The organism is Microbacterium sp. ER1, from assembly GCF_023383675.1.
In the GTDB taxonomy this organism is placed as follows: Bacteria; Actinomycetota; Actinomycetes; order Actinomycetales; family Microbacteriaceae; genus Microbacterium.
In genome coordinates, this window is record NZ_QCXO01000136.1 from 41793 (window position 1) to 65194 (window position 23402).

Sequence of the window (23402 nt, forward strand, 5' to 3'; positions counted from 1 at the left end):
TACCGCCGAGACCCCCTCGTACCTGCGCAGGTTCGAGGGGGTCTCGGCGTGAACGCGGGGTTTCGGCGAGGGAGGCGGTCAGTCCTCGGGGTGGAAGCCGATCAGCCAGCGGATGCCGTAGCGGTCCACCAGCGTGCCGTCGAAATCTCCCCACGGGCGCTGTTGCAGCGGGTCGATGACGCGGCCGCCGGCGGAAAGCTCCTCGTACCAGCGGGTCAGCGTTCCGGGGGCGGCGGTGCCGAGGAGCGAGAGGAACATCCCGCTCATCTGGACCCCGTCGTCATCGGCTCCCGCGTCGGCCCCGGCGAGTTCGACCGGCCCGCTGAGCTGTCCGTGCGCGACGGCATCGCCCGGACCGTCGTGACGACCGGCGCTCGCGTAGTCCATCAGCTGGAGCTCGCCTCCGAAGACGTCGCGGTAGTGGCCGAGTGCTTCTGCGGCGTTGCCGGGGAACAGCAGGTACGGGATCAGTCCGCTCATCCCGCGAGCGTAGTCCGCGGCAGCCCCGGCGGCCACCCGCCGGGGACGACGAACGGCCGCCACCCGGAGGCGACGGCCGTTCATGCGGACGGGTCAGGAGACCGGGATCACCGCGTACAGGATCCAGGTCAGCGCGAAGCCGGCCACGCCGAGCACCGTCGTGAGCGGCGTCCACGTGCGCAGACCGTCCTTGACCGAGAGGCCGAGGTACCGCGTGACCACCCAGAATCCGGAGTCGTTCACGTGGCTGAGACCGAGGCCGCCGTAGCCGATGGCGACTGCGAGCAGCGCGGTGTGCACGGTGTCGAGCCCCATCGTGGAGACCGACGGCAGCAGGAGCCCCGCGGTGGTGGCGATCGCGACGGTGGCGGATCCCTGGGCGGCACGCATGATGAGGGAGATGAGGAAGGCCGCGAGGAGCAGGGGCATGCCGCTGGACGCGAGCACCTCGGCGACCGCTCCACCGATCCCGGTCTCCGTGAGGATACGGCCGAAGGCACCACCGGCACCCGTGACGAGGATGATGACGGCGGCGGCCGGCAGCGCCGACTCCATGACCTCGCCGAGGTGGGAGGCCGACCAGCCGCGGCGCACGCCGAGCAGGTACATCGCGGCGGCGATCGCGACCATGAGGGCGAAGATCGGCTGACCGACCATGCTGAGGAATCCGTTCCAGAACGTGCCCGCCTCGAACAGCGGCGCGACCGCGGTACCGAGCATGATGAGCACGAGCGGCAGGAGGATGAGGCCGAGGACGGTGCCGGCGCCCGGCGCCTTCTCGCCCTCGCCGAGTCCGCCGGTGAGCGTCGACTTCTCCGTCCCGAAGTTGTCGTACATCTCCTTCGTGGCCGCGAGCATCGCGAACTCGCGGGTGTTGATCCACTTCGCCACCAGGTAGGACAGCACGCCGAGCGGCACGGAGATCGCGAGGGAGAAGATCGTGACCCAGCCGATGTCGGCACCGAGGATCGCCGAACCGCCGACGATGCCCGGGTGCGGGGGCACCGCGACGTGCACGGCGAGCATGATGCCCGCGACCGGCAGGCCGAACTTGATCGGGTTGAGACCGGCCACCTTCGAGAAGGCGAACACGATGGGGATGAGGATGATGAAGCCGGCGTCGAAGAACACCGGGATCGCCAGGATGCCGGCGGCGATGACGAGCGCGATGCCGACGCGCTTCGGGCCCAGCCAGCTGGTGAAGCGTCCGGCGAGCGACTCGGCGCCGCCGGACAGCTCGATGATCTTGCCGAGCATCGAGCCGAGGGCGACGAGCACGGCCACCGAGCCGAGGGTGCCGCCGACACCGGCGATGATCGCCTGGATGACACCGAGCTGCTCGGGGGTGTCACCGTCGGCGGGGATCGTGGTCAGCGGCAGGCCTGCCGCGATGCCGACGATGATCGACACGAGGATGAGGGCGTAGAACGCCTGCATCTTGAACCGGATGATGAGCAGGAGCAGCAGGCCGAGGCCTGCCAGGCCGATCAGGATGAGGATCGGAAGAGGAAGCATCTCTGGATCTCTTCTTTCAGTGAGTGCGCGACGTCGCGCTCAGGACAGTCGTTCGGGTGCGACGACGCGGATGACGGCGGAGTCGTCCAGGGCGCCGAGGCCCTGCGCTTCGCCGAGGAGGAACAGCTGCTCGGCCGCGGCGGCGACCGGCGTGGACAGGTGCGCCCGGCGGGCGGCGTCGCCGACGATGCCGAGGTCCTTGACGAAGATGTCGAGGCGGCTGAGCACCTCGGCGCCGTCCTCGTCGTAGGCCTGCAGGGCGCGCGGACCGCGGTTGCCGAGCATGAAGGAGTTCGCGGCACCGGCCGTCAGCGCGTCCAGCGTGCGGGCGCGGTCCAGTCCGAGGGCGTCGGCGAGCGCGAGCGCCTCCGCGGCCGCGGCGATGTGCACGCCGCAGAGGAGCTGGTTGACGGTCTTCAGCGCCTGGCCGTCCCCGGGCTTGTCGCCGACGATGGACAGCGTCGAGGCGAGCTGGTCGAGCACGGGCCGCGCGGTCTCCAGAGCGGTCGGGGTGGCGCCGACGACGATGAGGAGGTCGCCCTCCCCGGCACGGACCGGCCCTCCGGACAGGGGAGCGTCGACGAGCTGCGCACCGTGCGCGGCGAGCTGGGCAGCGATCGCATCGATGCCGTCCGTGCCCACCGTGCTGGTGAGGATCACGACCGCCCCGTCGGCGAGGTGCGGGGCGAGCCCGTCCTCACCGAAGAGCAGCGCCTCGAGCTGCGCGCCGGTCCGGACGGCGACGAGCACCGCGTCGGCACCGTCCACGGCGTCGGCCGCGGACGCCGCCGGCGTGACACCCGCCTCTGCGGCGAGGGCGACGCGCTCGGCGGCGATGTCGAAGCCGCGCACCGCGAAGCGCTCGGCGAGGCGGGTGGCCATCGGCAGCCCCATGGCGCCGAGTCCGATGACAGCGACGGTGGATGTCATGAGTGTCCTTCCGTGTTGTTTCCATCGTCGCCTGCGAGCGTGGCGACGACCGTGACGAGGGAGTCCGCGTCGCCGACGTTGCCGGCGAACACGACGTACGGGATGCCGACCGCGGGGCCGGTCTCCGGCTGCCACAGCGAGACGAGGCCGGGCAGCATCGGACCGAGCACGGTGGCCCGGCGGATCTCGAGGGCCTCGCTCGCGACATCGCTGGAGGTGATTCCGCCCTTCGCGATGACGAAGCGGGGCGGAGCGATGGCGAGCACCCGACGCACGAGCTCGACCACACCGCTGGAGATGCGGCGGGCGATCGCGAGGCTCTCGTCGCCGTCGGCGCCCGTGATGAGTTCGCGGGTGGTGTGCACGATCACGGTCCCCGTGGCGAGCGCTTCGGCGACGGCGTGCGCCTGCGTCTCGAGATGGGACTCGCGGTCGGGGCCGACGAGGGCGCGCACGTCGAGTTCGACCGTGCGGGTGCGGGGCCGCGCCGCCGTGAGGGCTTCGAGCTGGGCGGTGGTGAGCGGCACGTGGCTGCCGACGACCACGAGACCGCCGCGATCGTGCGCGAAGGGGATGTCCTCCGCCCGCACCGGCTCGGCGATCTCCTGTCCGATGTGCGCGCGCACGTAGGGCGGACCGACCCGGAGGAGCACGTCCCGGTCACGCAGGCGGTGCAGCGCGAGCGCGACGACGCGCATGTCCGATTCCTCGACCACGTCGACCACGACGACCGTGCCGTCGGCCAGCACCTCGAGGAAGCCGGCCACGGCGTCCACCCCGGCGCGGATGGTGCGGATGTCGAGACCCGCGACCGCAGACGCCGGGATGCGTCCGCCGGTCTTCTCGGCGACCCACTCGCGCAGGTCGGAAGAGGCGTAGCCGAAGGTCGCGTCCGCCGCGAACGGCGTCTCGCCGACCGGGGTGGCCTCGCCGTCGGTCACCCAGTAGTGCACAGAGTCGACCGTGATGCGCCCGGCGTCCGGGAATGCGGGGACGAGCAGGGTCAGCGCGGGGGCGTGGCCGGTGCGGGATCCGATCTCCGCGGAGAGGACATCGGTCTCGAGCGGGAAGTGGCCGCGCAACGTCGAGTCGCCCCGGGAGACGAACGTCACGCGCCGCCCCTGGGCCTCGGCGGCGGCGAGGGCCACGTCGACGATCTCGCGATTGCGGGCGGCCGCGGCCTCCTCGTCGAGGGACCGGGTGTTCGTGAGCACATAGACGGCGGCGGCGCCGGTCGCGAGCGCCTCGTCCAGGTCGGCGCGCTCCCATCGGGTGAGGACCGGGAGGTTCGCGACCGACTGCGTGCCGGTCGGGTCGTCGTCGAGGACGAGGAGCACGTCGGCGGGGTCGACCTCGGTGCGGACGTCGGCCGCGGTGACGGCGACGGGTGCAGGCAGGGGGGCCAGCAGGTCGTCGATGTGCACACGAACTCCTTCGTTCCGGAAGATGGCCCGTGGTGGGGGCCACGGCCAGGGGAATCTGCATCGTTATCCGATATCAGATAACGATGAGCGTACCTCACGATCACCGTCCCTCCAAACCGACGGAGAGCGTACTGCTCAGCGCCCGTGGACGTAGTGCAGCAGGTCGTCGCGGGTCTGGCGCATGTGGCTGCGCATGGCCTGGCGGGCAGCCGCACCGGACCCGGTCCGCATCGCGTCCAGCACCGCCGCATGCTCCTCCAGCGCGTGCTCCCGGATGTCCGGGATGGCGCTCGTCTCGCTGCGGGTCGCCTGCAGCATCGTCGTCAGCGGGCGCATCGAGGCTACGAGGATGCGGTTCTCCGCCGCGCGGATGATCACGTCGTGGAAGGCGAGGTCAGCGGCCACGAAGGCGTCCACGTCGGCCCGCTCGTGCGCCGCCTGCATCTCCTCGAGGAGCGCGGCCATCTCGGCGAGGTGCTCCTCGGTGCGCCGACCCGCCGCGAACTCCGCCGCCCCGGTCTCGAACATCATGCGCATCTCGAGCATCTCCAGCGAGGAGCGCTCTCGGGCGCCTGCGCTCTGGGCGTGCCGGACGACCGCGTCGAGGCCCGTCCACTCGTCGGTCGGCGCGATGCGGTGTCGGGTGCCGGGCACCGCGACGATCACGCCCTGCGCCTGCAGGAGGCGGACGCCCTCGCGCATCGTGAGGCGGGAGACCCCGAACTGCTCCGCGAGCTCCCCCTCGGGCGGCAGCGGCTGTCCGGCCTCGAGCCGACCCGCGATGATGGCGTCGAGCAGTCCGTCCACGACGGCCTGCGTCCGCGACACCCGCTCGAGCTTCGTCACAGGTCGACGCCCACCAGAACGGGTTCCGGCTGCAGCACCAGACCGAACTCGGCGTGCACACGGTGCTGGATGAAACGGGCGAGCTCGGCGACCTCGGCCGCCGTGGCACCGCCCCGGTTGGTCAGGGCCAGCGCGTGCTTGGTCGAGACGGACGCCCGCGAGCGGGGCAGCTTGAACCCCTTGCGGATACCCGCCTGCTCGATCAGCCAGGCGGCGCTCACCTTCACGTCCGGGGCCTCGGTCTTCGTCGGCGGCACGTGTCCGTCGTAGGAGGCGAGGGGAATGACGGTCACGGCGTCGAGATCGGGGGCCACCGGCCAGCGCGGGCACTCCGGCGGGAGGGACCGGGCCTGCGCGGCCGTGACGATCGCGTTCTGGAAGAAGGAGCCGACCCCGTGCGTGTCCGGGTCGTCGGCGTCGAGCAGCATGCCCTTCGATGCGCGCGTGGCGAGGATGCGCTCTCGGACCCATGTCAGCGGCACCGGGGTGTCGTCGGTCAGACCGAGAGCGCGTCGCAGCTGCTCCCCGCGGACCACGCGTTCGCGGGCGACGAGGAGATCGACCGTGAGGGACAGGATCACGGCCCGGCGCTGCGGCTCGCTCCCGTGATGGTGCTTGAGCACCGAAGTGCGGAATCCGAGCCCGAGCTCGGTCGCCGGAACAGTGGAGATCTCGCCGGAGTCCTCGTCGATCAGCTCGACCTCGACCAGGGTCTCCTGGATCTCCTGCCCGTAGGCGCCGATGTTCTGCACAGGCGCGGCGCCGACCGTGCCGGGGATGCCGCTCATGGCTTCGAGCCCGGCGTAGCCCCGCTCGACCGCGTACGACACCAGGTCGTCCCAGCCGTGTCCGGCCTGCGCGCGCAGGCGGATGCGGCCGGCGTGCGGCGACGGGAGCTCTTCGATGCCGCTCGTGCGGATGCGGATGACGGTGCCCTCGAACGGCTCGTCGCCGACGAAGAGGTTCGAGCCCCCGCCGAGCACCAGCCAGGGGTCGCCCTCCGCCCAGGTCTCCCGGAGAACCTCGACGAGCTCCGCCGTCGTCGTCGCCTCGCGCATGCGCGCGGGAGCGGCGCCGGTGCGGAGCGTGGTGAGCTCGGCCAGCCGGATCGGCTCGACGTCGCTCATCGGACGGCGACGCGCAGCTGCGCCTTGACGAGCACGGTGGTCTCGCCCGTCGTGACCTTGAGGTCGATGCGCGCGGACTCGTCGTCCACCGCGCCGACCGTCGCGACGACGTGCACGTCGGCGCCGGTCTCGGGATCGACCACCACGGGCTTCGTGAAGCGCACGCCGTAGTCGAGGATCCGGGTCTGCGGGTCGAGCGCGGCGACGACCACGGACGAGGCGATCCCCATGGTCAGCATGCCGTGCGCGAGCACGCCGGGAAGGCCCACCGCGGCGGCAACGTCGTCACGGTAGTGGATCGGGTTGAAGTCCCCGGAGGCGCCGGCGTAGCGGACGAGAGACTCCCTCGTCAGGTGCACGGTGCGCTCGGCCAGCACGTCTCCCACGGTGAACGCGCTCATGCGGCCTCCTCCTCGGCGCCCACGAGCAGCACGCTCGTGGCGGTGACGACATGCGCGCCCCCGTCGTCGGTGATCTCGGCCTCGCTCGTGATCATGGCGTTGCCGCCCATCATGCGGATGCCGGTGACGCGCAGCTGCGCCGTCAGCTCGTCTCCCGCGACGATCGGCCTGGTGTAGCGGAACCGCTGCTCGGCGTGGATGGACCGCGCCAGGACGATGCCGGAATCCGGTTCGGCCAGCAGCTGCTGCAGCGTGAGGTCCTGCAGGACCATCGCGAAGGTCGGCGGCGCGACGACGTCGGCGAAGCCCGCCGCACGGGCCGCCTCGACGTCGGTGTGCTGGGGGGCGTCGGCGAAGACGGCGCGCGCGAACTCGCGCACCTTCTCCCGCCCGACGAGGTAGGGGGCGGTCGGCGGGAACTCCCGGCCGACGAGTTCTTGGTTCACTGCCACCCGTCGATCCTACCGAGGCACGCCGACAGTCCGGTCCGGGCGGGGCCGGGGGAAACCCGGACGATATGCGGCATCGCGAGACCCGGGCTGGCCTCACCCCTGGGAGCGAACCACCATGTTCAGCGTCATCCGACTCGGAACGACCTTCACCCGTGACGTGTGAACGACCTCACCAGCCCGGTCGAGTGCGCGCTTCCGGACGACGATGAGCGGATCGTGCTCCGGACGGGCCAGCCACTCCGCGGTCTGCGCGGTCGTGAAGCCGACGTCGATCTCGCGGTACATCTCCGAGAACTCGACGCCGTACACGTCGCGGAGCACCTGATACGTGGAGGTGTCGTGGTCGATGTGCCGATCGAAATCCGGGAAGCGCGTCAGAGAATACCGGCTGTCGTCGATGGAGAGCGGGATGCCGTCGAGAGCGAAGACGCGTACCAGCCGGAACACCGGGTCGCCGACGGGGACGCCGAGGCGGCGCGCGCGCTTCTCGTCGGCGGGGGTCGTCTCAGCGCGCATGATCCGTCGGGACTTGACCCCGTCTGCCACCACGGTGTCCGCGAAGCCACCGAGGGTCATGGCGCCGATCACCTCGCGTCGCGGAGCGACGAAGGTCCCACGGCCCTGCTGTCGACGCACGATGCCGAGACCCTCGAGGTCGGCCACCGCCCGCCGCACGGTGATCCGGCTGACACCGAAGCGCTCGCACAGCTCGGGTTCGGACGGAAGCCGCTCGCCTTCGGCATAGGTCCCGGCGTCGATCTCCCGCATCAGCAGGCTTCGCACCTGTTCGTGCAGCGGGGTCGAACCGACGGCTGACGACAGCTGAGTCACGTCGGAGTCCTCCTCTACGGCGCCGGGTATCGTCGCAGCATCTGCGCGCGTGCGTCGTCCCCCGCATGCACAGGGTATCCGAACGCCCCGCGCAACGTGCAGGCGAGCGCTCCGCTGACAGCGGCGATATCGAGGCTTTCGGCGAGATCGGCCCCGCCCGCCCGCGCCGCGAGGAACCCGGTGAGGAAGGCGTCCCCGGCGCCGAGCGCATCGACGGCGTCGACCTCGCGGATACCGGTACGCCGCACGGAAGTGGCGTCGAAGCCGACAGAGCCGCGGGCACCCCGCGTCACCACGGCCGACCCCATACCGCAGGCTACGGCGAAGCGGCCGAGGGCGTCGATCTCGGAATCACTGCGGTGGCCGCCGGAGAAGAACCCCACGTCGACGTGCGGAGCTGTCGCCCGGATCACATCCGGCGACGCGTCGTCGGAATAGTCGTACGACACGCGGCTCCCCCGTTCCGCGATGGCCGGAAGCTCCGGCTCCAACGACGAGTAGACCGAGGTGTGCACGCGGTCGAAGCCGGAGAGGTACTCGTGATCGGCCTCGCTCAGACGCAGCCGCAGCTCGGCCTGGACTCCCCCGCGGTTCGAGGCGACGAAGCGCCGGTCGCCGTCCTCGTCCAACGCGACGAAAGCCATGCCGTTCGCGCCGCGCACGCGTCTGATGCGGGCGCCGTCCACTCCGACCTCGTCGAGGACGCCCCGCACGTGGTCCGCGAAACGGTCGTCTCCCATGATCCCGACGAATCCGGCGGTGCCGCCGAAGAAGAGCCGGCTGTACGCGGCGACGTTCAGGGCGTTGCCCCCGGGGTAGGCCAGGTCCTCATGCAGATAGCAGTCGAGCACGTTGTCCCCGACGCCGACCAGCGAGGGCGGTGGGACCGCGGCGAGCGCATCCCGGAGCTGATCCGTATCCATCGTCATCCCTTCACACTCCCCGCCGCGACGCCGGCGACGAAGTACCGCTGCAGCGCGAGGAACACCACCACGATGGGCAGGGCCGCGATGGTCAATCCTGCCAGGAGCACACCCCACTCCGTGGAGAGGGAGTCGCGGAACGACATGAGTCCCGCGGGGATGGTGCGGAGCGCATCAGCGTCGATGTAGACGATCGCGAAGAGGAACTCATTCCAGGCGAAGTAACCGGTGAGGACGGCGGCGGTCGTCAGCACGGACGCGCTCAGCGGCAGGTAGACGTGCCGGAAGACGCCGAACGAGCGGCAGCCATCGATGGTCGCGGCGTCCTCGAGCTCGCGGGGGATGCCGAGGAAGACCGAACGGATGAGCAGGATCGCCATCGGCAGACGGAACGCCACATAAGGGAGGATCATCGCCCAGTACGTGTTCAGCAGTCCCATCGTGTCGAGAAGGCGGTAGAGCGGGATGAGGCTCACCTGCGGTGCCACCACCAGCCCGCCCATCGCCACGATCAGCACGACGTTCGCCACGCGGCTCGACAGCCTCACCATGCCGTAGGCGCACAGTGCCGCGAGTGCGACGGTCGCGGCGGTGGAGATGACCGTGACGATGACGGAGTTGAGGAAGTAGTCGGAGATCCCGCGATCCCAGGCGGCGGCATAGTTCTGGACGAGCCAGACCGACGGCAGCCCCCACGGATCGGCGAAGATCTCGGACGAGGACTTGAACGAAGAGATCACCATCCAGAGCAGGGGGTAGGCGATCACGACGGCGTAGACGGCCAGGATCACCTGGACCGGAGCACGGCGGATACGCTCCGCCGGACGAAGCCGGGTACTGCTCATGTCATTGCCTCCCGCTTCGGAACGAGACCATCTGCACGACGGACAGCACGAGCGTGATCACGAAGATCAGGCTCGCGATGGCCGAGGCGTAGCCCATCTCGTTCTGGAAGAAACCCTGGTTATACATATAGGTCGCGAGGACCTGGGTGGTGTTTCCCGGACCGCCTTTGGTCAGGATGTAAGGCTCGTTGAACACCGTGAAAGCGCCGGAGACGGTGAGGATCATCGCGACGAAGATCATCTCCTTGGCCTGCGGGACGGTGATGCTGAAGAACTGGCGAACCCGTCCGGCGCCGTCCAGCGACGCGGCTTCGTAGTACTCCTCCGGGATCTGCTGCAGTGCGACGACGTAGAGCATGCAGACGTAGCCGATGCTCTGCCACTGGGAGACGCCGATGACCGCTCCCATCGCCGTGTCGACATCGGCGAGCCACGCCGTCTGCAGGCTGCCGAGTCCGATCGCCTCCAGCAGAGCGTTGAGGAGTCCGCCGCGGGCGTTGTACACGAACGTGAACAGCAGCGCGATCACGGTCATCGAGATCACGGCGGGCAGGAAGTACACGCTGCGCAGGAATGCGCCCATGCGCGGACCCAGCAGCCGGGTCAGCCAGGCGGCGATCACGAGGGCACCACCCACTTGGCACACGATCGAGACGATCGCGTACAGGATGTTGTTGCCCAGGGCCGTCGCGATGATCGGATCACCGAAGAGCCGCGCGAAGTTGTCGAGGCCGACGAAGCGCATCTCGCCGCTGCCGGCGCTGAAGGAGAAGAAGCCGAAGGCCGCATTGGCGACCAGCGGGTAGTACACGAACACCCCGATCAGGATGATCGCGGGAAGCACGTAGAGCAGGTTCGACCAGGCTCGAGAGCGTGTTCTCATCACGGTGTCTCTTCCGAAAGGTGGGAGGGGCCGCCGGCCAAGGATGTCGGCGGCCCCGGTGCGGATCAGGAGGCGTCGCGCACGCGCTTCGCGGCTTCCTGCACGGCGGCCATGACCCCCTCGGGGGTCTGCTGGCCGCTGAGCATCAGCTGAGTCTCGGACAGGTACGCCTGCACGATCTGCGGATCGTAGGCGTTGTCGAGCCAGGTCGTCATCGCCGACGCGTCGACGATCCCCTGGGCGAGCTCCCGGGAGATCTCGGGCACGTCGGCCTCCTCCACGGCCCCCTTGACCGGGCTCAGCTCGCCCGCGCGTTCCGCATAGGCGATACCGCTCTGCTTGCTGAGCAGGAACTCGAGGAACCGCTGCGCCTCCTCGGGGTGCTTCGTGGTCCTCGAGATCGCGAAGCCCTCCGGCGCTCCGGTCAGCTCCGCCGGATCGCCCTTGCCCCCCTCGACCGCAGGGAAATTGAACGTGCCGTACTCGAACTGCGCGTCGCCGAAGTACCCCACCTCGGCGCTCTGCATGTACATGATCGGCGCCTCCCCCGCGATCCAGGCGTTACGCGCGATCTCATGCCCGACGGCCGTGAGGTCGTCGTTCATGTACTCGGCGAGTTCCTGGAAGCGCTCCAGCGCCCGCACATACCCCTCGTCCGTGAACGCGCCGGTCGCCGGATCCTGATCCGCTGCGAACACCTCCGGATCGACGACACGCTGATTCAGCGTGCCGACGTAGTGCGCGATCGTCCACTGCTCCTGCGCGCCGTACTCGATCGGGGTCATGCCGGCGTCCTGGATCGTCTCCAGGACGTCGATGAACTCGTCCCACGTCGCCGGCGGCTCGAGACCCAGCTCCTCGAACACGTCTTTGTTGTAGAAGAACAGCTTCGACTGCATCCCCACCGGCAGACCGTAGGAGGTGCCGTCGACCTCGAAGGCTTCCAGCTGGCTCGGGTAGAAGCTGTCCCGGAAGTCCGTGTCCTCCTCGAGCCACGGCCCGAGATCGAGCAGGGCGTCGTTGGAGACGAGCTCGTCCACGAACGAGCCACTCCAGGTGAACAGGACGTCCGGAGCGTTGGTGGAGCCCGCGACGACCTTCACCTTGTCCTTGTAGGCGTCGTTGAGCACGCTCTCGACGGAGACCTTGATGTCGGGGTTCTCCTTCTCGAACTCCGCCACCATGTCGGTGTAGTACGAGTTCTTCGGCTCGTTGGGCCAGCGGTGGAAGAAGCTGATCTCCACCTGGCCGTCCGAGGCCTCGCTCTCGCCGCCGGCGCACGAGGCCAGGGGCAGGACGAGGGCGGCGGCGGCCGCAGCCGCCACGCCGATCCGGGCTGATGTTCGCATCGTTGCGATCCTTTCGTTCCTAGTACTCCATGCGCCACATGTAGCGGCGCACGCTGAGGGGGTGTCCTCGGTGGTCGGCGAGTGCATCCGCGTACGCGCGGAGCACGACGTTGAAGAGGAGGTGGGCGAAGATTCCGCGCACCTCCGGAGCGACGACATCGAGGCCGAACTCCTGGGCGTCGAGGACGAGCACCCGATCCGAGTGCTTCGTGACGAAGTCCACCGCGCGCTGCTCGACGGACCGAGTCTCATCGAGTCCGAGCAGCGCGATGAACGGCACATCCTCCTCGGTGATCTCGAAGGGGCCGTGGAAGTACTCGCCGGCGTGGATGGCGGCGGAGTGCACCCACTGCATCTCCTGCAGCAGGCAGATGGCGAACGAGTACGCGGAGCCGTAGTTGGAGCCTGCCGCCATCGTGTACATGAGGGGCTCGCGACGGTGGCGATATCCCCAGGCATCGGCGGCTGCGGAGTGCGCTTCGCGCGCTGCCGGTACGAGGGTCGGCAGCTGGGCGACGGCCTCGTCGACCGCACCGGCGATGCCGGCCTGTTCACGGTCGTCCAGGATGCCGGCCGCCAAGCGCAGCAGCAGCGCGGGGCCGACGTGGGCCTCGCTCTTCCCCTCGCCGTGCTGATACGCCACCACGTGCTCCGATGCCTCGGCGAGCGGCGACGTCGGGTCGAACGTGAAGGCGACCGTGAGCGCTCCGCGCTCGCGTGCGTGCTTCGCCGCGGCGACCGTCTCCGGCGTGGTGCCGGAGTGCGAGCAGAGCACGACGAGGGTGTCGGCGTCGACGCGCGACGAGGCGCGGCTGGTGAACTCGGCAGCATTGAGTGCGGTCGCCTCGAGCGACACCGCCTTGGTGCCGAACAGGTACTCGATGGGCTGCATGACGGCAAAGGAGCCGCCGCAGGCGGTGAGCACGACGCGCGAGATGGTGTCTCGGGTCGCGATCGCCTGGCGGGCCGCAGCGAGCTGGTTCTCGATAGCGGCGGAGTCGACGAACAGAGCGGTGGCAGACAAGATGGTCCCTTCTGATGACCTTCGATCAAACATCATGACTCGTTATATGACGTCATGTGATGACTGACGATAGCGAGCGCAGCACCGCCTGTAAAGAGGCGCGGCGAAAATCGTTCGCGGGAGTCAGGGAAAGGGACGGGTCCGGCGCGCTTCAGCGGTCGGCTCGCGCCGCAGGAACGGCGGCCGCGGCGTCAGCCGCGCCGGCGCCCGCGGACGGCCTTGAGGGCCATCTGCACCGCGATCACGACGAGATACGCGGCGAAGAGGAGGTTGCCGACGGTCGGGTCGACGATGGTCGCCAGCCAGGCGCCGAGGGCCGTCGTGGTGCACGCCGAGACGCCGATGAGCAGCGCCGCGAGGAGATCGACGTTGCGGTTGCGGAGGTTGCCGACCGTGCCGGAGAGAGCGGTCGGGATCATCATGAGCAGCGAGGTGCCCTTGGCGACGAGGTCGCTCGTGCCGAACGCGAGCATGAGCACCGGGACGACGATCACTCCGCCGCCCACGCCGATCAGCCCGGCCAGGATGCCCGTTCCGATTCCCACGACCACCAGGGCGATCCCGGTGAGCCAGGTGAGCTCGAAGACGGCGTCGCGCGAGGGGATCACGAGGAAGAGGCTCACGATCACGACGACGAGGAAGCCGACGAAGCCCCAGCGGAGGGCGGTCTGCGAGATCCGCGGGAGCAGGCGGGTGCCGATCTGCGCGCCGACCACGGCTCCGGCCGCGAGGATCAGCGCCGGGATCCAGGCGACGGAGCCCGACGCGGCGTAGGAGATGACGCCGACGGTTGCCGTCGGGACGATCGCCGCCAGCGAGGTACCGGCCGCGAGGCGCTGGTCGAACGCGAGCAGGAGCACCAGCAGCGGGACGATCACCGTGCCGCCGCCGACGCCGAAGAGACCGGAGAGGAGGCCGGCGAGGAGGCCGATGCCGATGAACGTGCCGTAGGCGCGGGGTCCGCGCTTCAGGACCGTCGCATCGCTCACCGGATCAGCCTACTCCCGGCCTCTCCCCTCCTCGAATCGTGCGGGCTCAGACCTCCGAGTCCGCTTTGACGGGCACCGCGATGGATTCCGTGAGCGCCTGCTCGTACCGGCGCTGCCGGCGCCGCAGCCACAGTCCGCCGGCGATGAGCAGCGCGAGGATCACGTAGGCGACCGCGGAGAACGGCTGCGCGATGAGCGTCGTCAGGTCGCCCTGGCTGAGCTGCAGCGCGCGCCGCAGCTGCTCCTCCCCCATCGGCCCGAGGATCATGCCCACCACCAGCGGCGCCACCGGGAACCCGTACCGCCGCAGGAAGTAGCCGAGGACGCCGATGATCAGCAGGATCAGGATGTCGACGACCGCGAAGTTCAGCGCGTACGCCCCGAAGGCGGCGAACAGGAGGATGCCCGCGTACAGATACGGCCGCGGGATCTGCAGGAGCTTCACCCACATGCCCACCAGCGGCAGGTTCAGCACGAGCAGGATCACGTTGCCGATGTAGAGGCTCGCCACCAGTGCCCACACGAGGTCTGCCTGTCCGGTGAACAACTGCGGCCCGGGCTGCAGCCCGTACGTCTGGAACGCGGTGAGGATGATCGCGGCGGTCGCCGTCGTCGGAAGGCCCAGCGTCAGCAGCGGCACGAGCACGCCCGCGGCCGCGGCGTTGTTCGCCGACTCCGGGCCCGCGACGCCTTCGATGGCCCCGCGGCCGAACTCGTCCTTGCGCCGCGAGAGCTTGCGCTCGGTGGCGTAGGACAGGAAGGTCGCCACGTCGGCGCCACCGGCCGGGATCGTGCCGATGGGGAAGCCGATGGCGGTGCCGCGGAGCCAGGGCTTCCACGAGCGGCGCCAGTCGTCCTTCGTCATCCAGCTGCGCCACCCGCGCGACACGGGGATCACGTCGATCGCGCCGTGCCGCAGCCGGGCCGCGACGTACAGGGTCTCGCCGACGGCGAAGAGCCCGACCGCCACGAGCACCACGTCGATGCCGTCCGCCAGCGGCAGCAGGCCGAGCGTGTACCGCTGCTGCCCCGAGAGCCAGTCGGTGCCGACCAGGCCGAGGAACAGGCCGACGCCGAGCGACAGCAGGCCGCGCGGCACGGAGGACCCCATCAGCGCGCCGACCGTGACGAAGGCCACGACGATGAGCGCGACGTAGTCGGCGGGCCCGAGGTTCACGGCGAACTGCGCGAGCACCGGGGCGAGCAGCGTCAGGCCGACGGTGGCGAGGGTCCCCGCGACGAACGACCCGAGCGCCGCGGTGGCCAGCGCCGCCGCGCCCCGCCCGAGCTTGGCCATCTTGTTGCCCTCGATCGCCGTCACGATCGACGACGACTCCCCCGGGGTGTTCAGCAGGATGCTCGTGGTCGACCCGCCGTACATGCCGCCGTAGTAGATGCCCGCGAACGTGATGAGCGCCGCGGCCGGCTCGAGCGTGTAGGTGAGCGGAAGGAGCAGGGCGACGGTCATCGCCGGCCCGATTCCGGGCAGGACGCCCACGGCCGTGCCGATCAGCACGCCGAAGAAGGCGAACACGAGGTACTGGGGCTGCAGCGCGGTCGCGAACCCCTCGAGGAGCAGACTCCAGCTGTCCATCAGAACATCCTTCCCAGCCAGCCGAGCGCCGGTCCCCACGGGAGCGAGAGCCCGAGCAGACCGCCGAACACGACCTGCACGACCAGCGCGATGATCGCGCCGATGAGGAGCGCCATCCACCACCGCCGCGCGCCGAGCGCCCACGCGACGCCGCCGAACAGCAGCGCCGCTGCCGGGGCCCAGCCGAGCGGCTCGATGAGGAGCAGATGAGCGACCACGAGCGCCACGATCTTCACGAGGGTGAGCCAGTCGGTCGGCAGGCTCTGATCGACGTCCTCCCCCTCCTCCGGCACACCGCGGTGCCCGCGGAGGATGCTCACCACGACGGCGAGAGACGAGCCGAGCAGCAGCACCGAGACGAACAGCGGGAAGACGGTCGGCCCGACCTGGCCACCCGCGGGCACATGGATGGTGAACACACCGGCGAACGCGAACACGCCGAGCGCCACCATGAGCAGGGCGAAGACGAGCTCCCCCCGCGGCAGGGACGCGACGAGGCGTGCGGACCGACGGGCGTCGGTCCGCACCTCCTCGCCGGGTCCGGAAGACCCGGTCGTCATGTCAGCCGACCAGCCCGATGTTCTGCAGCGTCGTGGTGACCTCGGTGATGTTGCCGTCCAGGAACTCGTCGAACTCGGCACCCGTGAGGAAGGCATCCGCCCAGCCCCGCGTCTCCAGCTCGTCCTTCCAGGCTTCGGACGCCTCCAACTCGGTGACGATGCGCTCGAGCTCCGAGCGCTCGGCGTCGCTGATGCCGCCCGGCGCGATCACGCCGCGCCAGTTGGTGAGCACGACGTCGTATCCGGAGTCGGTGATCGTATCGACGTCCGGCAGCTGCGTGACCGGCTCCTCCGACGAGACGGCGAGAGCCTTCATGGTGCCGGCTTCGATGTGCTGCAGGAACTCGCCGACGCCGGAGATGCCTGCCGACACCTTGCCGCCCAGGATCAGCGACGTGGCCTCGCCGCCGCCCGAGTTGGGCGTGTAGTTCAGCTTCTCGGCGATCTCCGCGCCGTCGAGCCCCGCCTCCTCGAGCAGCAGTCCGGCGAGGATGTGGTCGGCTCCCCCGGCGGAGCCGCCGGTGATCGTGACCTCCTGGCCCTTGTCCACGACGTCCTCGACGAGGTCCTCCAGGGTGTCGTACTCGGAGTCCGCGGGGACCACCACGACGAGGGGCTCGTCGGTGAGGCGGGCGATCGGGGTCATGTCCTCGATGCGCACGGCCGAGGCGTTGGTCTCCACCGCACCCACCATCACGAGGCCCATGACCATGAGGGTCGCCGGGTCCTTCTCGTTGGCGAGCTGCGCGAGGCCGACCGTTCCCCCGGCCCCGCCGACGTTGGTGACCGGCGCCGAGCCGACGATGTCCTCCTGGGTGAGCAGCTGGGAGAGGGCACGACCGGTCTGGTCCCAGCCGCCGCCCGGGTCGGCGGGGACGACGATGTTCACGTCGGTGATGGCGACCGCCTCGTCACCGCCGTCGGAGCCGGCGGTACCGCCGTCCGCGGTCGAGCACGAGGTGAGGACCAGGGCGGTCGCGGCGACGGCCGCGGCGAGGGTCCCGATGCGGGCGTGATTCATGGCGCTCCTCCTTGAGCGTTCGGGTGCAATCCGTCCACTGTCGAGGCGCGGATGCGCCCGCTCAAGCTTCGGAAACCATTGGTCGCGTTCCGTAACTATTGGTCGTGAACACCTCCGCCGGCGGCTCGCGGCCCGTCCACCCACCCGGGAGAATGGACCCGTGGCCTCGAAGATGACGCTCCGTGTGCAGCTGCTCGCGCTGCAGGCGCTGATCGTGTTCCTGGTGACCCTCGCCACCGGCATCGCCGCCGGGGCGTTCCAGGAGAACGCGCTCCGCGAGGCCTACAAGGACCGCATGCAGGCGGTCGCCCAGTCCGTCGCCGCTCTTCCCGTGGTCCTCGACGCGTTCGACGACGACGACCCGGCCGCCGCCATCCAACCGGTCGCCGAGGTCATCCGCGAGGCCTCCGATCTCGCCTACGTGGTGGTCGCCAACGACGAGGGCATCCGGTACTCGCATCCGAACACCGACCGCATCGGCGAGCGGGTGTCCACCGACCCGTCGATCCCGCTGGGCGGCGACATCTTCGTGGGCACCCAGACCGGGACGCTCGGGACCTCGTGGCGCGTGAAGGTGCCCATCCGCGACGAGGACGGCACGGTCATCGGCACCGCCTCCGTCGGCATCCTGGAGTCGGAGCTGAACGAGGAGTTCACCAGCAACCTCGTCGGACTCATCTCCGCCATGCTCGCCGCGGCGGTTCTCGGGGTCTTCGGCGCCGCGTGGGTGACGTCGTTCATCCGGCGCCGCATCTACCGGCTCGAGCCGCACCAGATCGCGGCGCTGGTCAAGAACCAGGAGACGACCCTGCATGGGTTGAGCGAAGGGGTCGTCACGGTGGACGGCACAGGGCGGATCACCCTGGTCAACGACGCGGCGGCGCGGTTCCTCGGTCGCGATGCCGCCGATCTCGACGGCGCTCCCGCGGATGACGTCCTCGGCGACGAGCTCGCCACCGTGCTCCGTGAGGGGGAGGCCGCGGGACGCCCCGTCATCGTCGGCTCGCATGTGCTGGTCGCGCGGAGCACGGCCTCGGGGAGCGGGTCCGCCGACGTGGGGGCGACGCTGCTGCTCCGGGACCACACCGAGCTGCACGACGTCGTGCGCCGGGTCGAGGCCGCCGATGCGATCATCGCCTTCCGGGAGCGGTACGGGCTGCCGAAGGGGCTGAGCGCCGAGACGCTGGAGCGGGTCTCCGCCGCCCTCGCCGCCCGACCGGATGCCTCCGCGACCGAGATCGGAGAGGATCTCGCCATCTCCCGCGTCAGTGCGCGCCGCTATCTCGAGCACCTCGCCGCCACGGGCCAGGCGGTGCGGTCTCTGGATTACTCCACCAAGGGGCGTCCCGGGGCACGCTACCGGATCACCGACCCCCGCTGAACGACGAAGCCCGCCACCCCGGAGGGGCGGCGGGCTTCGTAGAGAGAGATCCTTACTCGGACTTCTTCTCGACAGCGTCCTCGGCGGCGGCCTCAGCGGCCTCGCCCTCGGCCTGCGACTCGGCGCCGGCCTCGGCAGCCGTGTCCTCGGCAGGGGTCTCGTCCGCGGGGGCCTCGACGGTCTCCTCGGCGGGAGCCTCCTCGGCAGCCGGCTTCTCGTCCTTCGGGGCCGCAGCGGCCTTCTTGGTCGACTTCGCCTTCGGGGTGACGGGCTCGAGAACGAGCTCGATCACGGCCATGGGGGCGTTGTCGCCCTTGCGGTTGCCGACCTTGGTGATGCGCGTGTAGCCACCCTCGCGGTCCGCGACGAGCGGAGCGATCTCGTTGAACAGGACGTGCACGACTTCCTTGTCACCGATGACCGACAGCACGCGACGGCGGGCGTGGAGGTCTCCGCGCTTGGCGAAGGTGATGAGGCGCTCGGCGAGCGGACGCAGGCGCTTGGCCTTCGTCTCGGTCGTCTTGATCGACTTGTGGGTGTACAGCGCAGCGGCGAGGTTGGCAAGCAGCAGGCGCTCGTGGGCGGGGCCGCCTCCGAGGCGGGGACCCTTGGTGGGCTTGGGCATAATCGTCTAACTCCTGGTCAGAAAGGGTCGGGTATCAGAAGGACTCGTCTTCGCTGCCGCCGTAGAAGTGGGCGCCGTCGAAACCGGGCACCGAATCCTTGAGCGACAGACCGAGCGAGATGAGCTTGTCGCGCACCTCGTCGACCGACTTCTGGCCGAAATTGCGGATGTTCATGAGCTGCGTCTCCGACAGGGCGACGAGCTCAGAAACGGTGTTGATGCCCTCACGCTTCAGGCAGTTGTACGAGCGGACCGACAGGTCGAGGTCCTCGATCGGCATCGACAGCTCGCTGGAGTTCACAGCCTCCACCGGCGCCGGGCCGATCTCGATGCCCTCGGCCTCGACGTTCAGCTCGCGGGCGAGACCGAACAGCTCGGTGAGCGTCTTGGCAGCCGAGGCGACGGCGTCGCGGGGGCTGATCGCCGACTTGGTCTCGACGTCGAGGATGAGCTTGTCGAAGTCGGTGCGCTCACCGGCACGGGTGGCGTCGACGCGGTAGCTGACCTTCAGCACGGGCGAGTAGATCGAGTCGATCGGGATCTGACCGGCCTCGGCGTACTCGTTGCGGTTCTGCGTCGCGGAGACGTAGCCACGGCCGCGCTCGATGGTGAGCTCGAGCTCGAACTTGGCGGTGTCGTTGAGCGTCGCGATGACGAGCTCGGGGTTGTGCACCTCGACACCGGCCGGAGCCGAGATGTCGGCGGCGGTCACTTCACCGGCACCGGTCTTGCGGAGGTACGCGGTGATGGGCTCGTCGCGCTCGCTGGAGACGACCAGCTGCTTGATGTTGAGGATGATCTCGGTGACATCCTCCTTCACGCCGGGGATCGTGCTGAACTCGTGCAGCACACCGTCGATGCGGACGCTGGTGACAGCGGCGCCGGGGATCGACGACAGCAGGCTGCGACGCAGCGCGTTGCCGATCGTGTAGCCGAAGCCGGGCTCCAGAGGCTCGATGATGAACCGGCTCCGGTTCTCGACGATCTTTTCCTCGGTCAGTGTGGGACGCTGTGCAATAAGCACTCTGTGTTCCTTTCGATCACATGCCCGCTATATGACATGTGGTGGGGTGAGGTCTTGAGTTGTGGAAGTCGATGCCCCACGCGGGGCGCCGAGCCGCTCGCCCGAAGGACGAGCGGCTCGGCACACGCATCAGACGCGGCGACGCTTCGGCGGACGGCAGCCGTTGTGCGCCTGCGGGGTGACGTCCTGGATCGAACCCACCTCGAGGCCGGCGGCCTGCAGCGAGCGGATCGCGGTCTCGCGGCCGGAGCCCGGACCCTTCACGAAGACGTCGACCTTCTTCACGCCGTGCTCCTGCGCCTGGCGGGCGGCCGACTCGGCGGCCATGCCTGCGGCGTACGGGGTCGACTTGCGGGAGCCCTTGAAGCCCACGCCACCCGACGACGCCCAGCTGATGACAGCGCCGGACGGGTCGGTGATCGAAACGATGGTGTTGTTGAACGTCGACTTGATGTGGGCCTGGCCCAGCGCGATGTTCTTCTTCTCCTTGCGGCGCGGCTTGCGCGCGGCGGCCTTGGGTGCAGCCATGAAAGTGTTCTCCTAGTCCCTGGCCGCTGCTTAGCGGGCCTTCTTCTTGCCGGCGACGGTGCGCTTCGGGCCCTTGCGGGTACGGGCGTTGGTCTTGGTGCGCTGACCGCGGACCGGGAGGCCACGACGGTGGCGGAGGCCCTCGTAGGAGCCGATCTCGACCTTGCGGCGGATGTCTGCGGCCACCTCGCGGCGCAGGTCACCCTCCACCTTGTAGTTGCCTTCGATGTAGTCGCGGAGGGCGACGAGCTGGTCGTCGCTGAGGTCCTTCACGCGGATGCTCTCGTCGATGTCGGTCGCCTTGAGGATCTCGACCGAGCGGGTACGGCCGACGCCGTAGATGTAGGTAAGGGCGATCACCACGCGCTTGTCGCGCGGGATGTCAACGCCGGCAAGACGTGCCATGCGGTTCTCCTGGGTGTTGTGGAGGTGTGGAGCAGGATCGGTGCCCGGGCCTCCGCCCCGAGGTGTCCCCCGCTTCCGCGGGTTCTGATCCTGCCGTGTCGTATTGAGTTATGAGATTGCGAGAGCGGCGCCCACGCAGCGGGGCACTCAGCCCTGGCGCTGCTTGTGACGCGGGTTGCTCTTGCAGATCACCATCACGCGGCCGTGGCGGCGGATCACCTTGCAGTGATCGCAGATCGGCTTGACGCTGGGGTTGACCTTCATGATGTTTCCTGTTCGCTGTCTTCACCGGGCAGGCGTGGAGCCTGGGGTGTTACTTCTCGACCGATCAGCGGTAGCGGTAGACGATGCGGCCGCGGGTCAGGTCGTAGGGGCTGAGCTCCACGACCACGCGGTCCTCGGGGATGATGCGGATGTAGTTCTGCCGCATCTTTCCGGAGATCGTCGCCAGAACCTTGTGTCCATTGCTGAGCTCAACGCGGAACATCGCGTTGGGCAGAGCCTCCGACACGACGCCCTCGATCTCGATGACACCGTCTTTCTTAGCCATAGCCTCGCTGACGCTTCTGCAGACCGGTCGATCTGCGGTGGGTGGGTGATGTGCGGTACCGGGCCGGATCGGACACGCCGAACGCATGGCACAAGGCACCAAAGATCTATGTTATCCGACGACGCCCCATCCGGCAACTTGGCCGGATGGGGCGTCGAGGGGTCAGTGCGTGTCAGCCGAGCAGGTCGGTGAACCGCTTCATGTCTTCCTGGTTCTGGAGGTCGAGCCGCTCGCCGTCGATCTCGACGGTCGGGGTGCCCTGGATGTCGTTGGCCTTCGCCTGCGCGGCACCGAACTTGCGGTACGTCTCGTCCGTGATGCAGGACACCACATCGTCGCCCGCGCCGACCTGGGTGGCGAACTCGGCGAGCTGCTCGTTCGTGAGGCCGGGGCTGTTCTCCGCCGGCTGGTTCTCGAACAGGACCTTCGCGTAGTCGAAGTAGAGGTCGGAGTCGGACTCGGCGACGCAGAACGCGGCACCGGCCGAACGGGAGGAGAACTCGGTGCCCTGCGAGAAGCGGTCCAGGATCGCGATGGGGTGCTGCTCGAGGGTGATCTCGCCGCTCTGCGCCTTGGCCTCGAGGGCGGCGCCGAACTGGTCCTCGAAGGACTTGCAGACCGGGCACTGGAAGTCGAGGAAGACCGACACCGTGGTGTCGCCGTCGCCCATGGAGATGGAGCCGGCCTCGGCGTCGAAGTTGTCGCTCGCGGTCGGGGTGGCGCCGGGAGAGGTCGCCTGGTTGTTGAGGAACACCACGAGTCCGCCGAGGGCCACCAGGACCACGACGACAGCGATGGAGACGCCGATCGCGAACCAGTTGGTGTTGCTCTTCGCCGCTGCCATTACTTTCCGATCTCTCGAGGCTCGACCCCGAACGGGGCGAGTCCGGCTCTTCCACCATCGGGCGCGGTGAGCACCCAGATGCCCCCATCATGCAGGGCGACGCTATGTTCCCAATGTGAGCCGTCCGTGCCGTCGACCGTCGTGACGGTCCAGTCGTCGTCCTCCACGAAGGTCGCCTCGCCGCCGGCGGTCACCATGGGCTCGATGGCGAGCACGAGCCCGGGCTTCACGTCCGCGCCGCGGTCGGGTGTCCGGTAGTTGAAGACGCTGGGCGCCTCGTGCATCTTCCGCCCGATGCCGTGGCCGACGTACTCGCGGAGGATCCCGTAGGGCTCGCCGCTCACGGCAGACGGCCCCTGCGCCTCGATGTAGTCCTGGATGGCGGCGCCGATCTCGTCGATCGAGGATGCCGTCGCCATCGCGGCGATGCCCGCCCACATCGACCCCTCGGTCACGCGGGAGAGCTCCTCGCGGCGGGCGACGAGCTCCGGGCGCTCGGGATCGGGGACGACGACGGTGATCGCGCTGTCACCGTTCCAGCCGTCGAACTGGGCGCCGCAGTCCACCGAGACGATGTCGCCCGGCTGGAGCACCCGCTCCCCCGGGATACCGTGCACGACCTGCTCGTTGACCGAGACGCAGATCGTGTGGTGGTAGCCCTTGACGAGCTGGAAGTTCGACTCCGCTCCCCGCTGCACGATCGCGCGGTTGGCGGCGGCATCGAGCTCGATCGTTTTCACTCCGGGCTTGATGAGGGCGCGGACGGCGTCGAGGGCCTCGGCGGTGATGAGGCCGGGCTCGACCAGGGCTCGGAGCTGAGCCGGGGTCTTGTAGATCGAGCGGCGGAACAT

The 23402-nt window shown here is 69.3% G+C and carries 27 protein-coding genes; 1 reads left to right on the forward strand and 26 read right to left on the reverse strand.

The window, feature by feature from the left end; translation table 11 throughout:
- Positions 1 to 78: 78 nt before the first annotated feature.
- From BV453_RS10605 to BV453_RS10690, 18 genes are all read right to left on the reverse strand, one after another.
- The gene (locus BV453_RS10605) at positions 79 to 480 is read right to left on the reverse strand and encodes a VOC family protein (protein ID WP_249521561.1); all 402 of its coding nucleotides are present in this window, start codon (positions 478 to 480) and stop codon (positions 79 to 81) included.
- Positions 481 to 573: 93 nt separating this feature from the next.
- Complete coding sequence (locus BV453_RS10610) at positions 574 to 1995, reverse strand: GntP family transporter (RefSeq protein ID WP_249521562.1); 1422 nt, start codon at positions 1993 to 1995, stop codon at positions 574 to 576.
- 39 nt (positions 1996 to 2034) lie between these two features.
- On the reverse strand, positions 2035 to 2925 hold the full coding sequence (locus BV453_RS10615; RefSeq protein WP_060921257.1) for an NAD(P)-dependent oxidoreductase: 891 nt from the start codon (positions 2923 to 2925) through the stop codon (positions 2035 to 2037).
- Positions 2922 to 4349: a four-carbon acid sugar kinase family protein gene (locus tag BV453_RS10620; protein WP_249521563.1), complete on the reverse strand. Its 1428-nt coding sequence runs from the start codon at positions 4347 to 4349 to the stop codon at positions 2922 to 2924. The genes BV453_RS10615 and BV453_RS10620 overlap by 4 nt, the downstream gene beginning before the upstream one ends.
- 135 nt (positions 4350 to 4484) lie before the next feature.
- A complete protein-coding gene (locus BV453_RS16765) occupies positions 4485 to 5195 on the reverse strand; it encodes a FadR/GntR family transcriptional regulator (protein WP_085606360.1) in 711 nt (236 codons plus the stop codon).
- On the reverse strand, positions 5192 to 6322 hold the full coding sequence (locus BV453_RS10630; RefSeq protein ID WP_062765170.1) for a UDP-N-acetylmuramate dehydrogenase: 1131 nt from the start codon (positions 6320 to 6322) through the stop codon (positions 5192 to 5194). The genes BV453_RS16765 and BV453_RS10630 overlap by 4 nt, the downstream gene beginning before the upstream one ends.
- Positions 6319 to 6723, reverse strand: a complete 405-nt coding sequence (locus tag BV453_RS10635; RefSeq protein ID WP_062765173.1) for a MaoC/PaaZ C-terminal domain-containing protein — start codon at positions 6721 to 6723, stop codon at positions 6319 to 6321. The genes BV453_RS10630 and BV453_RS10635 overlap by 4 nt, the downstream gene beginning before the upstream one ends.
- The gene (locus tag BV453_RS10640; protein WP_062765177.1) at positions 6720 to 7175 is read right to left on the reverse strand and encodes a MaoC family dehydratase N-terminal domain-containing protein; all 456 of its coding nucleotides are present in this window, start codon (positions 7173 to 7175) and stop codon (positions 6720 to 6722) included. Before BV453_RS10640 ends, BV453_RS10635 begins: the two co-directional genes overlap by 4 nt.
- Before the next feature lie 93 nt (positions 7176 to 7268).
- Entirely contained in the window at positions 7269 to 8006 is a 738-nt protein-coding gene (locus BV453_RS10645) for a GntR family transcriptional regulator (protein WP_025102374.1), read from the reverse strand.
- Positions 8007 to 8020: 14 nt separating this feature from the next.
- Complete coding sequence (locus tag BV453_RS10650; RefSeq protein WP_082758402.1) at positions 8021 to 8935, reverse strand: PfkB family carbohydrate kinase; 915 nt, start codon at positions 8933 to 8935, stop codon at positions 8021 to 8023.
- Positions 8932 to 9774 (reverse strand): carbohydrate ABC transporter permease, encoded by an 843-nt coding sequence (locus BV453_RS10655; protein WP_062765183.1) that lies wholly within the window; start codon positions 9772 to 9774, stop codon positions 8932 to 8934. The genes BV453_RS10650 and BV453_RS10655 overlap by 4 nt, the downstream gene beginning before the upstream one ends.
- A 1-nt stretch (position 9775) precedes the next feature.
- Positions 9776 to 10657, reverse strand: coding sequence for a carbohydrate ABC transporter permease (locus BV453_RS10660; RefSeq protein WP_062765186.1), 882 nt, complete (start codon positions 10655 to 10657; stop codon positions 9776 to 9778).
- Between the two features lie 65 nt (positions 10658 to 10722).
- Complete coding sequence (locus tag BV453_RS10665; protein ID WP_249521564.1) at positions 10723 to 12006, reverse strand: extracellular solute-binding protein; 1284 nt, start codon at positions 12004 to 12006, stop codon at positions 10723 to 10725.
- 19 nt (positions 12007 to 12025) lie between these two features.
- On the reverse strand, positions 12026 to 13030 hold the full coding sequence (locus tag BV453_RS10670; RefSeq protein WP_249521565.1) for an SIS domain-containing protein: 1005 nt from the start codon (positions 13028 to 13030) through the stop codon (positions 12026 to 12028).
- A gap of 191 nt (positions 13031 to 13221) precedes the next feature.
- Positions 13222 to 14019, reverse strand: coding sequence for a sulfite exporter TauE/SafE family protein (locus BV453_RS10675; protein ID WP_249521566.1), 798 nt, complete (start codon positions 14017 to 14019; stop codon positions 13222 to 13224).
- A gap of 46 nt (positions 14020 to 14065) precedes the next feature.
- Complete coding sequence (locus BV453_RS10680; RefSeq protein WP_085606370.1) at positions 14066 to 15613, reverse strand: tripartite tricarboxylate transporter permease; 1548 nt, start codon at positions 15611 to 15613, stop codon at positions 14066 to 14068.
- Entirely contained in the window at positions 15613 to 16173 is a 561-nt protein-coding gene (locus BV453_RS10685; RefSeq protein ID WP_217316505.1) for a tripartite tricarboxylate transporter TctB family protein, read from the reverse strand. The genes BV453_RS10680 and BV453_RS10685 overlap by 1 nt, the downstream gene beginning before the upstream one ends.
- A gap of 1 nt (position 16174) precedes the next feature.
- Complete coding sequence (locus BV453_RS10690) at positions 16175 to 17194, reverse strand: tripartite tricarboxylate transporter substrate binding protein (protein WP_062765201.1); 1020 nt, start codon at positions 17192 to 17194, stop codon at positions 16175 to 16177.
- A gap of 160 nt (positions 17195 to 17354) precedes the next feature.
- Here BV453_RS10690 and BV453_RS10695 point away from each other — a divergent pair, with 160 nt between their 5' ends.
- Entirely contained in the window at positions 17355 to 18575 is a 1221-nt protein-coding gene (locus tag BV453_RS10695) for a PAS domain-containing protein (RefSeq protein ID WP_249521567.1), read from the forward strand.
- A gap of 52 nt (positions 18576 to 18627) precedes the next feature.
- Here BV453_RS10695 and rplQ read toward each other — a convergent pair whose 3' ends face one another.
- From rplQ to map, 8 genes are all read right to left on the reverse strand, one after another.
- The gene (gene rplQ / locus BV453_RS10700) at positions 18628 to 19200 is read right to left on the reverse strand and encodes a 50S ribosomal protein L17 (RefSeq protein ID WP_062632861.1); all 573 of its coding nucleotides are present in this window, start codon (positions 19198 to 19200) and stop codon (positions 18628 to 18630) included.
- A gap of 34 nt (positions 19201 to 19234) precedes the next feature.
- Entirely contained in the window at positions 19235 to 20224 is a 990-nt protein-coding gene (locus BV453_RS10705; protein WP_025102386.1) for a DNA-directed RNA polymerase subunit alpha, read from the reverse strand.
- Positions 20225 to 20353: 129 nt separating this feature from the next.
- Entirely contained in the window at positions 20354 to 20752 is a 399-nt protein-coding gene (gene rpsK, locus BV453_RS10710) for a 30S ribosomal protein S11 (RefSeq protein ID WP_045249905.1), read from the reverse strand.
- A gap of 30 nt (positions 20753 to 20782) precedes the next feature.
- Entirely contained in the window at positions 20783 to 21157 is a 375-nt protein-coding gene (gene rpsM / locus BV453_RS10715) for a 30S ribosomal protein S13 (protein ID WP_062632862.1), read from the reverse strand.
- 147 nt (positions 21158 to 21304) lie between these two features.
- Positions 21305 to 21421, reverse strand: coding sequence for a 50S ribosomal protein L36 (rpmJ, locus tag BV453_RS10720; RefSeq protein WP_005050492.1), 117 nt, complete (start codon positions 21419 to 21421; stop codon positions 21305 to 21307).
- 64 nt (positions 21422 to 21485) lie between these two features.
- Positions 21486 to 21707, reverse strand: a complete 222-nt coding sequence (gene infA, locus BV453_RS10725; protein WP_018171468.1) for a translation initiation factor IF-1 — start codon at positions 21705 to 21707, stop codon at positions 21486 to 21488.
- Positions 21708 to 21879: 172 nt separating this feature from the next.
- Positions 21880 to 22551: a thioredoxin domain-containing protein gene (locus BV453_RS10730; protein WP_062632864.1), complete on the reverse strand. Its 672-nt coding sequence runs from the start codon at positions 22549 to 22551 to the stop codon at positions 21880 to 21882.
- Positions 22551 to 23402 (reverse strand): type I methionyl aminopeptidase, encoded by an 852-nt coding sequence (gene map / locus BV453_RS10735; protein WP_085606378.1) that lies wholly within the window; start codon positions 23400 to 23402, stop codon positions 22551 to 22553. The genes BV453_RS10730 and map overlap by 1 nt, the downstream gene beginning before the upstream one ends.